Consider the following 12,094-nt stretch of genomic DNA (forward strand, 5'->3'; position numbering starts at 1 on the left):
CTGATCCCGCCGGATAGCTGTCATCTGCCGTTCAGCGTCGCGATGCAGTTAGCTCATCGCGGCGACCTACACACGGTGGTATGAGGTGCACCGTCTTCGGCACGGGTTATCTGGGTGCCACCCACGCGGTCGGCATGGCCGAGTTGGGACATGAGGTCGTCGGAGTCGACATCGATCCCGGCAAGGTCGCCAAGCTGGCCGGCGGCGACATCCCGTTCTACGAGCCCGGCTTGCGAAAGTTGTTGACCGACAACCTCGCTGCCGGGCGGCTTCAGTTCACCACCGACTACGACCTGGCCGCCGACTTCGCCGACGTGCATTTTCTCGGTGTCGGCACGCCGCAGAAGCGCGGTGAGTATGGCGCCGACCTGCGGCACGTGCACGCCGTCGTCGATGCGCTGGTGCCCCGTTTGACCAGGTCGTCAATCCTGGTTGGCAAATCGACGGTGCCGGTGGGCACCGCGGCAGAGTTGGCGCACCGCGCCGCCGCCCTGGCGCCGACGGGAATCGACGTCGAGGTCTCGTGGAATCCTGAGTTCCTGCGCGAGGGTTACGCCGTGCACGACACCCTACATCCGGACCGCATTGTCCTTGGCGTGCAAGATGATTCAACCCGCGCCGAGGCGGCGGTCCGCGAGTTGTATGCGCCACTGCTGGACGCCGGTGTGCCGTTTCTGGTGACCGACCTGCAGACCGCCGAGCTGGTCAAGGTATCGGCCAACGCCTTTCTGGCGACCAAGATTTCGTTCATCAACGCAATATCGGAAGTGTGCGAGGCCGCCGGTGCCGACGTCAGCTTGTTGGCCGATGCGCTGGGCTACGACCCCCGTATCGGACGCCAATGTCTCAACGCCGGTTTGGGATTCGGTGGCGGCTGCCTGCCGAAGGATATCCGCGCCTTCATGGCCCGCGCCGGTGAGCTGGGCGCGGACCAGGCGCTGACCTTCTTACGTGAAGTCGACAGCATCAACATGCGCCGGCGTACCCGGATGGTCGAATTGGCTACCGCCGCATGTGGTGGCGCGCTGCTGGGCGCCAACATCGCGGTCCTGGGCGCGGCGTTCAAGCCCGAATCCGACGATGTGCGTGATTCCCCCGCGCTGAACGTGGCGGGCCAACTGCAACTCAACGGCGCAGCGGTCAACGTGTACGACCCCAAAGCACTGGAAAACGCCAAGCGGCTGTTCCCGACGCTCAACTACGCGGTTTCGGTGGCCGAAGCCTGCGAGCGCGCCGACGCCGTTCTGGTGCTTACCGAATGGCGCGAATTCGTCGACCTGGACCCCAACGATCTGGCCGATCGCGTACGCGCCCGCGTCATCGTCGACGGCCGCAACTGCCTGGATGTCTTGCGCTGGCAGCAGGCCGGTTGGCGGGTGTTCCGCCTCGGGTCGCGCCGCTAACGCGATACACGACTCAGTCGTCGATGTGCATCGGGGGATCGGCCAGAGCGGGATCCCCTGGGCTTTGGTCAGGACCCAGCACATCGCAGTGCTTCTCGGGCGCCAGGAAAGAACTGGCGCCACGGGGAATCAACTGGGCAACTGCGACGCAACGTTGCCAGGTGCCGTCCGGCTGGACGGGACCATCACACTTGCTGATGTAGGGTCCGCCGTACTGGCAGCCGGCGCTGGCCGACGGCGCCGAGCCGATCAGCCCTGCGGCCACCAGCAGGGCCGCCACCGCTGCGACGATGCAGCGCTTCATGGTTGTCTCCCGTCACATCGCCGTCTTTGCCGGGCGCCTGCGGTGGCAAACGCCGTCGACGGCCCAGCCGGCCACCAACGACGCTACCGCTTGTATCGCCGGATTTTGCTGCCTTCGGTATCGATCGAATCCAACTGTGCACCCCTGCGCCGTCGAGTAGCCTGACCGGCGTGGATTACGCGTCCGCCTTCGTCGCGGAGAACCGCGCTTTCGCAGCACTGCTCAGCAACGCCGACCGGTCCAAGCCGGTGCCGAGCTGCCCCGGGTGGAGCCTCGAGCAGCTGATGCGCCACGTCGGCCGAGGGGACAGGTGGGCGGCCCAGATCGTCCGCGACCGACTCAGCGAACCGCTCGATCCGCGCAGTGTCGAAGGAGGCAAGCCGCCACCGAACCCAGACGACGCCGGCTCATGGTTGAGCGGCGGCGCGCAGCGGTTGCTCGACGCGGTCGAACAGACCGGCGTGGAAACACCGGTGTGGACCTTCCTGGGCACCCGACCCGCCAACTGGTGGATCCGCCGCAGGCTGCACGAGACCGCGGTGCATCGAGCTGACGCCGCGCTCGCGTTGGGAAGCGACTTCGCCCTCGACGCGGACGTGGCCGCCGACGCAATCACCGAATGGCTTGAGCGCGTAGCGGTTCAGGCCGGAAGAGATGGTGCTGCGTTGCCGTTGGAGAGCGGCCAAACCATCCACTTCCACGCGACCGATGCCGACTTGAGCGAGCCCGGTGAGTGGACCGTCGGCGTCGAGGACGCGAAGATCACGTGGTCACACGAGCACGGCAAAGGCACCGTGGCGTTGCGCGGCGGCGCGACCGACTTACTGCTAGCGATGCTGCGCCGAGTGCCGCTCGCTGACACCGGTATTGAGCTGTTCGGTGACGACGCCGTATGGCAAAAATGGCTGGACCACACCCCTCTCTAAACTGGCTGACCATGACCACTTCCGAGATCGCCACCGTTCTGGCCTGGCACGACGCCCTGAATTCGAATGACATAGCGACGTTGGTGGGCTTGTCCAGTGACGACATCGAGATCGGCGACGCGCACGGAGCCGCACAAGGCCATGAGGCGCTGCGCAGTTGGGCGCAATCGCGGAAGGTGACCGCAGAACTGGGCAGGATGTACGTGCACGACGGCGTCGTCGTCGCCGAACAAAAAGTCGGCGATCAGCAGGCGGCCGTCGCGTTTCGAGTGGTTCATGACCATGTCACCTCGGTGTTCGGCCACGCCGATCTCGCGTCCGCCCTGGCAGCCACCGATCTCACCGAGGCCGACCTTATCGATTGAGGCGTTAGGAGCCTAGCTATATGCGCGGGATTATCTTGGCCGGTGGTTCGGGCACTCGTCTGCACCCGATCACCATGGGCATCAGCAAGCAACTGCTGCCGGTGTACGACAAGCCGATGGTCTACTACCCGTTGTCGACGCTGATGATGGCCGGCATCCAAGACATCCTCGTCATCACCACCCCGCATGACGCCGCAGGCTTTCAGCGACTCCTCGGCGACGGAACGCAATTCGGCATCGCCTTGACCTATGCCACCCAAGATCAACCCGAAGGTCTGGCGCAGGCGTTCATTCTCGGCGAACAGCACATCGGCAACGAGCCCGTCGCTTTGGTATTGGGCGACAACATCTTCTACGGCCCCCGTCTGGGAACCAGCTTGGATCGCTTCCAAACCATCAGCGGCGGAGCCATATTCGCCTACTGGGTGGCCAACCCGTCGGCCTACGGTGTGGTCGAGTTCGGCGCCGACGGGATGGCGCTGTCGCTCGAGGAGAAGCCCGAGACACCCAAGTCTCAGTACGCGGTGCCGGGCCTGTATTTCTACGACAACGACGTGATCGAGATCGCGAAGGGCCTCAAGAAATCGGCCCGCGGCGAGTACGAGATCACCGAGGTCAACCAGATCTATCTGAACCGGGGCCGGCTTTCGGTGGAGGTCATGGCCCGCGGCACCGCATGGCTGGACACCGGCACCTTCGATTCGCTGCTTGACGCGTGCGATTTCGTCCGGACACTGGAACGGCGGCAGGGCCTGAAAATCAGTGTCCCCGAGGAAGTCGCGTGGCGTCGAGGGTGGATCGGTGATGAGGACCTGGTGCAGCGGGCCCGTGGCCTGGTCAAGTCGGGGTACGGGGATTACCTGCTGAACCTGTTGGAGCGCGGGTGAATTCAGTTACTGCCGGTAACTGACCAGGAAGTTGCCCAGCCGCTCAATCGCGGCAGCCAGGTCCCGCGACCACGGCAACGTGACCAGGCGCAGGTGATCCGGTGCCGGCCAATTGAACCCGGTGCCTTGGGTGACCAGGATCTTCTCCGACAGCAGCAGGTCCAGAACCAGTTGCTCGTCGTCGGTGATGTCGTAGACCTCGGGATCCAGGCGCGGGAAGGCGTACAACGCGCCCTTCGGCTTGACGCAGGACACCCCGGGTATCTCGTTGAGCTTCTGCCAGGCGATGTCGCGCTGTTCGAGCAACCGTCCGCCGGGAAGGACCAGGTCATCGATGCTCTGGTGACCGCCCAGGGCCACCTGAATTGCATGCTGCGCGGGAACATTCGGGCACAGCCGCATATTGGCGAGCAGGCTGATGCCTTCGATGAAGCTGCTCGCGTGGTCTTTGGGCCCGGTTATCGCCAGCCACCCGGACCGGTAGCCGGCCACGCGATAAGCCTTGGACAGCCCATTGAACGTCAGACACAACATGTCTGGCGCTAGTGTGGCCACGCTGATGTGCTTGGCGTCGTCGTAGAGGATCTTGTCGTAGATCTCGTCGGCGAGCAGGAGGAGCTGATGCTTGCGGGCCAGATCGACCATCTCGGTGAGGATTTCGCGACTGTATACCGCGCCGGTCGGGTTGTTGGGATTGATCACCACCAGCGCCTTGGTGCGGTCGGTGATCTTCGACTCGATGTCGGCGATGTCGGGCTGCCAGTCTTGAGTCTCGTCGCACAGGTAGTGCACGGGTGTGCCGCCCGCCAGTGACGTCGACGCCGTCCACAACGGATAGTCCGGCGAGGGAATCAACACCTGATCGCCGTTGTCCAGCAGGGCCTGCAGCGTCATCGTGATCAACTCGGAGACACCGTTGCCGAGGTACACGTCGTCGACGTCGAACCGCGGGAAGCCCTCGACGAGCTCGTAGCGAGTGACCACCGCGCGTCGGGCCGGCAGGATCCCTTGTGAATCGGAGTAGCCCTGGGCGTAGGGGAGCGCCTGAATCATGTCGCGCATGATCACGTCAGGCGCCTCGAAGCCGAACGGTGCCGGGTTGCCGATGTTGAGCTTGAGGATGCGGTGCCCTTCGGCCTCCAGACGCGCGGCGTGCTGATGCACCGGGCCCCGAATCTCGTACAGGACGTCCTGCAGTTTGGACGACTGCGCGAAGGCACGCTGCCGGTGATGACTGGCAGCGTGCCAGGGCGCCTGGTGAGTAGTCACGTCCACTATGGTGCCACCGCTGTCCACTGAAATTTGCTGACGGATGTCAATTCGTGATCAGCGCTTGCCCGGCGGGCGGGCACCGCGCGCGATGCCGAGTCCCTTAACCGGCGCGGCGGGCGGCTTGGGGTCACCGTTGGTTTCGGTGGATGATTCCGGCTCCGGCTTTGCTTCCGGCTTTTCCTCCGCCTCTGCTTCGGGCTTCGGCTCGGCCGCTGCGGCCGGTTCGGCCGGTGCGGCTGCCTCCGCCTTGGCCGGGCTCTTCTTGGCCCCCGGACGCTTGGCGCCGGCGGCGATGCCCAAACCCTTCACCGGCGCGGCCGGCTTGGCCGGAGCCTCAGGCTCGGCTTGTGCCGCAGGTGCCTCGTCGGTGTCAGCCGCCTCCGTAGCCGCTGGTGCCGCGGCCTTCGGCGCTGCCTTCTTGGCGCCGGGCCGCTTGGCGCCGGCGGCAAGACCGAGTCCCTTGGCGGGTGCGGCCGGGGCTTTGGCCTCCGTGGCGGCTTCGGCTTTCGGTGCCGCCTCGGGCTCGGCGGCTGTCGCCGCTGCCTTCTTGGCACCGGGTCGCTTGGCGCCGCCGGCGATACCGAGTCCCTTGGCGGGCGCGGCCGGGGCCTTGGCCTCCGGTGCCGACTCGGCTGCGGCGGTTGCCGGAGCTGCCTTCTTGGCACCGGGTCGCTTGGCGCCGCCGGCGATTCCCAGTCCCTTGGCGGGCGCGGCCGGTTTCGCAGGAGCCGAGGCCGCCGGCGCTTCGGGTTCCTCGGCGGGTGTCTCTTCCGGTGCCTCGGCGGGAGCGGTCGCCACGGCCGCTTTGGGCTCGGCCTTGGCGGCGCGCTCCTCGGCTTGCTTTGCAGCAGTGCCCTTTTCGGGCAGTTTCACCGAGTCGCGGTCGAGAGAGCCGAGCAGCACCTGCGCAACGTCGAGCACCTCGACGCCGCTGCGGCCGGCTTCTTCCTGCCGGTCGTTGACACCGTCGGTGACCATGACACGGCAGAACGGGCAGCCGGTGGCGATCGTGGCGGCGTTGGTGGCCAGAGCTTCGTCGACGCGCTCGTGGTTGATGCGCTTACCGATGTGCTCTTCCATCCACATCCGAGCACCGCCCGCGCCGCAGCAGAAGCTGCGCTCGGCATGCCGCGGCATCTCGGTCAAGGTAGCTCCCGCAGCACCGATCAACTCACGCGGCGCCTCGTACACCTTGTTGTGCCGGCCCAGGTAACACGGGTCGTGATACGTAATGTCTTGCGAGACAGGCGAAACGGGGACCAGCTTGTTGTCGCGGATCAGCCGGTTGAGCAGCTGGGTGTGGTGCAACACGCTGTAGTTGGTGCCCAACTGCTTGTATTCGCGGCCCAGGGTGTTGAAGCAGTGCGGGCAGGTGGTGACGATCTTGCGGTCGACCGTCTCCACGCCCTCGAACAGCTCGTCGAGGGTTTCGACGGCTTGCTGCGCCAACTGCTGAAACAAAAATTCGTTGCCTGAACGGCGCGCGGAGTCACCGTTGCAGGTTTCCCCGGTGCCCAGGACCAGGTACTTGACCCCGGCGATGGACAACAGTTCGGCGACGGCCTTGGTGGTCTTCTTCGCCTTGTCGTCGTAAGCCCCGGCGCAGCCCACCCAGAACAGGTACTCAAAGCCGTCGAAGCTCTCGACGTCCTGACCGTAGACGGGAACGTCGAAGTCGACCTCGTCGATCCAGTTGGTGCGGTCAGAAGCGTTCTGTCCCCACGGATTGCCTTTGTTCTCCAGGTTCTTGAACAGAACCGACAGTTCGGAGGGGAACTCCGACTCCATCATCACTTGGTAGCGGCGCATGTCGACGATGTGGTCGACGTGCTCGATGTCCACCGGGCACTGCTCGACGCAGGCGCCGCAGGTCACGCAGGACCACAGCACGTCGGGGTCGATGACGCCGCCCTGTTCTAAGGTGCCGACCAGCGGACGGGTCGCCTGCTCAGGACCAGAGCCCAGGACCCGGCCGAAGCCGGACTCGGGAACGTGGTGTTCCTCGTAGTGTTCGTCGCGCTGAACCTTCTCGCCTAGACCACCCTCCGGAGTGTTCTCGAGGGGAGAAGGTTTTTCGCCGAGGATGTAGGGCGCCTTGGCCATCCAGTGGTCGCGCAGGTCCATGATGACGAGCTTGGGGGACAGCGGCTTGCCGGTGTTCCAGGCCGGGCACTGCGACTGGCAGCGGCCACATTCGGTACAGGTGGCGAAGTCGAGCATGGCCTTCCAGCTGAAGTCCTCGATCTTGCCGCGGCCGAATTCGGCGTCGTCGGGCGGGTTTTCGAAGTCGATCGGCTTGCCGTCGGCTTGGATCGGCAACAGCGGTCCAAGAGCGTCCGGCAGCCGCTTGAACACGACATTGATTGGCGCCGAGAAGATGTGCAGGTGCTTGGAGTGCAGCACGATGACCAGGAACGCCAGCATGACGCCGATGTGCAGCAGCAGCGCTGCGGTTTCGATGATCTCGTTGGCCGGCTGGCCGAGCGGACGAAGGATGGCGCCGAACAAGTGGGAAAGGAACGCCGGCTTGCCATAGGGCAGGGTGCCGTTATTGACCGCCGATCCGCGGACCAGCACGTAGGTCCAGATGACGTTGAAGATCATGAACAGGATCAGCCAGGCGCCACCGGTGTGGGAGCCGTAGAACCGTGAGGCGCGGCCGATCTCACGCGGGCCGCGCCGCAGCCGAATGATGGCGAAGGTGGAGATGCCCAGGAACACGGCCGTGGCGAAGAAGTCCTGCAGGAACCCCAGCGCATCCCAGCGGCCGATGATCGGGATGTGGAAGTTCTGCTGGAAGAGGAACCCGTAGGCCTCGATGTAGACCGTCAGCAGGATGAAGAAGCCCCACATCGTGAAGAAGTGCGCCAGGCCGGGAATCGACCACTTCAACAGGCGACGCTGTCCGAAGACCTCTGCGATCTCCGCCCACAGGCGCTTGCCGGGGTCGTTGGTGTGCCCGGGCGCGGGCTGTCCGGATGTGACCAATTTGAACAGCCACAGGACCCGCCGCGCAGCTAATCCGAGCACGACGAGCGTCATGCCCATGCCCACTATCAGTCTGATGAGCATCTGCGTGGTCACCGAAGGTCTCTCCAATGCATTGTTACGCTGGCCGGCTTTGTTGCCTGCTCAGCCAGCCCATAGTGACATCTATTCGGCTCTGACCGCGAGAAAGGCTGTCCTAACTCGCCCGTAGTAGGTGCCTTTAACCTGCGGCTCAAGCTTGTTGGGCCAGCATCGCGCGCAGCATCGACAACATCTCCGAGCGGGAGCCGGCACCCAGCCGACGACGGATCCGGGCAACGTGGTGTTCGACCGTTTTCGCGGAGATAAACAACTGGCCGCCGATGTCGCGGTAGGGCAACCCCAATAATAGAAGCTCGGCAACTTCGCGTTCCCGGTCCGACAGCGGCGAACCCGCCGGAGGCTCCGCTGGCGGGCGTATCCTGCCTGTCGTCGGCTCGACAGAGTCGATTAAGGGTGCCTCAGAGGATGTTTCGCCGGCCCCGGTACCGAGTTTGAGGTCGCGGGCCAGTTGCAGCATCGCCCCCGACACCCGGGCGTCCGGGGTCTGCAGGGCGGCCTGGCCGGCTAGGCGGGTGGCGTCGGAGGTGAGCCCGACCCGCGACAACGACCGCGCAGCGACGGTGACTTCGTCGACGTTGACCTGGTCGGCCAGGACGCGGAGCCAGGTTCGGCCGGCCCCGGACAACACTTGAGCAAGCTCGCTGTGGGTGGCCGCGCTGCTGAGGGCTTGGCCGTGCGGAGCCACCGATTCCGGTGAGCTGCTGAGGATTCCGGCATGAACCCCCGACCAGTGCAGTGAGATTGACCACAACGGCGGGTTACCGAGCGAATTCAGCAGCATGAACGCCTGATCCAGCGCGTGGCGCAGTTGTTCGACTTGACGCATTCGGGCGGCTGCCACCCACAGCTCGCCCAACGGCAGCAACGCGAACAGATCGATGGAGTACTCGGCGAGCACCTCCATGGCCGCCAGCCAATGCTTTTGCAGGGCACCGGCATCCCCGTTGCGCCGCGCGATCGCGGTCTGCATCGCCGCCGCCCACAGGGCGTCGCGCCGGTGCAATTCCGTCCCGGAACCGGCCGCGGCGACGTCGGCGGCCGCCAACGTGAGCTGGCCTTCCTGCATCTTGATCCAGCCGGAGAGGAGCAGGTGCCGCCGCTCGAACAGCGCGTTCTGGCTGGTGCGCAAGGCGCGGCCGATCACACTGCGGGCCCGAACTGGATCACCGCCGTGCAGTGCGGCCAAGGTCACCAACGCTGGCGGGCTGTCCGGCGTGATCTGGGTCAGGGAGTGTTCGGTGGCGAGGGCTTGCCCGAGTTTGGCCATGGCCGCTTGATACGGCTGATCCATGGTCATGAGCAGCCCGTCGGCAAGACTGCGCGACGCCCGCGCCGCAGTCGTCGGCGGACCGGTGTCCTGAAGGCTTAATGCGGCGCGCGCTGCGGCGAGGTCACCGGTCGCGGCAAGCGCGACCGCGGCGGCCGCACTGATCACCGCGTCCGGGTGCGGGCCGAGCCAGCCGAACAGTTCGGCGGCTTGACCGGCATTGCCGTCGTGTGCGGCCACGCTGGCGGCGATGCGCACGCCGGCGGCCCGCTCGGTCGAGTCGGGGGAGGTGAGTAGCTCGTCGGCCAGTGCGGCCGCGCCCCCACAATCTCCGGTGCGCGCGAGCGTATCGGCAAGTTGGGCGGTCACGCCTTCGGCGCCGGCCTGGACGGCGGCCCGATACAAGCGTGCAGACTGAATCGGGTCACCTTCGGTCGCGGCGGCTTGCCGGGCCAGGATGGCGGCCAACCGGTCGTCACGTAGGCCGTGTTCGGCCAGCCGAAGCGCGAAATCGGCGGACACACCTGCGGTCTCGAGTTGGGAACGCAGCAAGGACGTTTCGGTCTGGTGATGGTGTGCGTTGCCGACCAGGAGCGCGACGGCGTCGTGAACCAAAGCCAGAAAAGCTGCGGGATGCGAAGGTTCGACAACCCCGGTGGCGCGCGCCCGGTCGACCAGCTCGCGCGCCTCGGTTGTCGAAAGCTGTTGCGCGCCAGCAACATCGGAGCTGCCCAGTCCAACTGTGAGCGACAGGATGAGCAGGGTGTCCAAGTCGGATTCGTCGAATCGGCGTAACCGCTCCATCAACGCGAATTTGGCTGCCTGTTCGGGGGATTGGCCACTGCGGGATACCGCGGCAACCAGGAACGGCAGCCCGGCGGTGCAAGCGAGCAGATGCTCGTCGACCGGCACCGCCCCCAGCGCAACGTGCGGTCGCTCCTGTTCGAAGGCGGTCATCAGAGTGCGCAGCGCCGGTCGTTGTTCGCGGGCTTGGGTCGCGGCGACGACGGTGGTGCGAGGATTGGCGACACGGTCGGTCAGGCGTTGCAGGTCGGTGTCGCTCAGTAGGTGGAGGTCGTCGACGACGAGCGCGGCGTCGCTCGGATCACCGTCTTGTGGCGCGCCTGCCAGCACGGTCAGCCCGCCCTCACGAAGCGCGTTCCGCGCGGCGCTGAGAATCGTCGTCTTGCCGGTTCCGATACCGCCGCTGACCAACGCTTTGACCGGAACCGTCGCGGCATTGGCGAGGTCGCGCAGTGCCGCGTGCGCGGGGGCCGGCAGGTCGAAAAGTGCGTCGGTCACCGTGCCGTCGCACCCGATATGCCGGCCAAGTGTTTCACGTCGATCCCCGCAATTCCCCTAATATGCCATCCCCTAATACCGTTTTAGGCCAGTCGGGTTGCGCACCGATCACAGCCGTCACCCTGAACCGATAACATCGTGGCATTGGTCGGGCCGTCGTTGTGAACATCTGCGGCGCAGGATTGGTGCGGTAAGGAGGCGCATGGTGGCAAACTCGCTACTCGACTTTGTCATCTCCCTCGTCCGTGATCCCGAGGCCGCCGCCCGATACGCCGCCGACCCGGTGAAGACCATCGCCGACGCTCACCTTACGGATGTGACCAGCGTCGACGTCAACAACTTGATTCCCATGGTGTCGGACTCATTGTCGATGGCCAACCCGGCAGGAGCCGTTGGTGCAGGCCCGGTTGCCGATCACAGCAACGTGTGGGCGAGTGGTGCGGCGACGGCTGCGTTGGATGCGTTCACGCCGCACCAGCCCGCGGCCGTCGTGGCCCAGCATGAACCGTGGAGTGGTGTGATCCACCAGCCCGTCACGCACCAGCCGATCGAGGCGCCCGCGCAGCCGCCGGCCGTCGGAGTGGAGCCACATGAACCGTCGGTGCTGCTCAGCGGTACCGAGCTGCCCGACGCGGCGCTGCATCATGGTGGTTTCCCGGCTGAGGACCCCGGTATCTGGCACGACCCCGTCATTCATCCGGACGCCCCGGGCCCCGATCACCACGGCTTCGGCATCCACGGGTAATTACTCACTGCCCGCTTTGTGGCGTTGGTCAGCGCTGTGAGCTGCCTAAATGGGCTTTTTTGGCGCGCGAACGGGGCGCGGACAGGGGCCACCCCGAGTTCCCCCTAATCCCCTAAGACACTGACCCCTACCACCCCGGTTGGCGGGCTTGCGGCTAAGGGATCTCACCCCGATTCGGCGGTAGGTCGCAATCCATAGCGTGTATGGCAGAGCGCCGCCCGTGCGGCGGCCCACTTCGATGAAGGGAAAGAAGATGACCTCGCTGGTCGACTACATCCTGAGCCTGTTCCGTAGTGAAGAGGCGGCGCGGTCCTTCGTCGCCGCACCTGGGCAAGCCATGACGAATGCCGGGTTGATCAACGTGTCACCCGACGAGTTCTCCTCGGTGGCGGCCAGTGCAGTGCCGGGGCTGGCTCTTGATCCGGCTAACCCGATCGGTGGCCTGCAACAGGCAGTGGCTGATCAGTACGGCTTCGCGCCGACCCCGGACTACGGTGTGGTTTCCGATCCGGGCTACGGGTACGCCGACCCCG

The 12,094-nt window shown here is 65.6% G+C and carries 9 protein-coding genes and 1 pseudogene; 6 read left to right on the plus strand and 4 right to left on the minus strand.

Features of this window, described 5'->3' with window-relative positions; translation table 11 throughout:
- Window positions 1-80: 80 nt before the first annotated feature.
- Window positions 81-1,403 carry a UDP-glucose dehydrogenase family protein gene (locus I2456_RS03280; protein WP_085072678.1) on the plus strand — a complete coding sequence of 441 codons (1,323 nt, stop codon included), beginning with the start codon at window positions 81-83 and terminating at the stop codon, window positions 1,401-1,403.
- Window positions 1,404-1,416: 13 nt separating this feature from the next.
- Here the strand turns inward: I2456_RS03280 and I2456_RS03285 are convergent, their stop codons facing one another.
- The gene (locus I2456_RS03285; protein WP_068034749.1) at window positions 1,417-1,707 is read right to left on the minus strand and encodes a CDGP domain-containing protein; all 291 of its coding nucleotides are present in this window, start codon (window positions 1,705-1,707) and stop codon (window positions 1,417-1,419) included.
- A 170-nt stretch (window positions 1,708-1,877) separates the two neighbouring features.
- Here I2456_RS03285 and I2456_RS03290 point away from each other — a divergent pair, with 170 nt between their 5' ends.
- Genes I2456_RS03290 through rfbA form a run of 3 tightly spaced genes read left to right on the plus strand, consistent with a single transcriptional unit; the run spans window position 1,878 to window position 3,885 of the window.
- Entirely contained in the window at window positions 1,878-2,633 is a 756-nt protein-coding gene (locus tag I2456_RS03290; RefSeq protein ID WP_085072679.1) for a maleylpyruvate isomerase family mycothiol-dependent enzyme, read from the plus strand.
- Window positions 2,634-2,644: 11 nt separating this feature from the next.
- The gene (locus I2456_RS03295; protein WP_085072680.1) at window positions 2,645-2,998 is read left to right on the plus strand and encodes a nuclear transport factor 2-like protein; all 354 of its coding nucleotides are present in this window, start codon (window positions 2,645-2,647) and stop codon (window positions 2,996-2,998) included.
- Between the two features lie 20 nt (window positions 2,999-3,018).
- Entirely contained in the window at window positions 3,019-3,885 is an 867-nt protein-coding gene (rfbA, locus tag I2456_RS03300) for a glucose-1-phosphate thymidylyltransferase RfbA (RefSeq protein ID WP_085072681.1), read from the plus strand.
- Between the two features lie 6 nt (window positions 3,886-3,891).
- Here rfbA and I2456_RS03305 read toward each other — a convergent pair whose 3' ends face one another.
- The 3 genes from I2456_RS03305 to iniR form a co-directional block, all read right to left on the minus strand.
- The gene (locus I2456_RS03305) at window positions 3,892-5,181 is read right to left on the minus strand and encodes a pyridoxal phosphate-dependent aminotransferase (protein ID WP_085072682.1); all 1,290 of its coding nucleotides are present in this window, start codon (window positions 5,179-5,181) and stop codon (window positions 3,892-3,894) included.
- A 30-nt stretch (window positions 5,182-5,211) separates the two neighbouring features.
- The gene (locus I2456_RS03310; protein ID WP_085072683.1) at window positions 5,212-8,241 is read right to left on the minus strand and encodes a heterodisulfide reductase-related iron-sulfur binding cluster; all 3,030 of its coding nucleotides are present in this window, start codon (window positions 8,239-8,241) and stop codon (window positions 5,212-5,214) included.
- Window positions 8,242-8,377: 136 nt separating this feature from the next.
- Window positions 8,378-10,816, minus strand: coding sequence for an isoniazid response ATPase/transcriptional regulator IniR (gene iniR / locus I2456_RS03315; RefSeq protein WP_085072684.1), 2,439 nt, complete (start codon window positions 10,814-10,816; stop codon window positions 8,378-8,380).
- A gap of 205 nt (window positions 10,817-11,021) precedes the next feature.
- On the opposite strand from iniR, the gene I2456_RS03320 reads away from it, so the two are divergent.
- A complete protein-coding gene (locus I2456_RS03320) occupies window positions 11,022-11,561 on the plus strand; it encodes an Rv0340 family IniB-related protein (RefSeq protein WP_085072735.1) in 540 nt (179 codons plus the stop codon).
- Window positions 11,562-11,814: 253 nt separating this feature from the next.
- Window positions 11,815-11,907: pseudogene (locus tag I2456_RS28295) on the plus strand (IniB N-terminal domain-containing protein); the annotation flags it as partial.
- Between the last annotated feature and the right edge of the window lie 187 nt (window positions 11,908-12,094).

The organism is Mycobacterium kubicae, from assembly GCF_015689175.1.
GTDB classification, from domain to species: Bacteria; Actinomycetota; Actinomycetes; order Mycobacteriales; family Mycobacteriaceae; genus Mycobacterium; species Mycobacterium kubicae.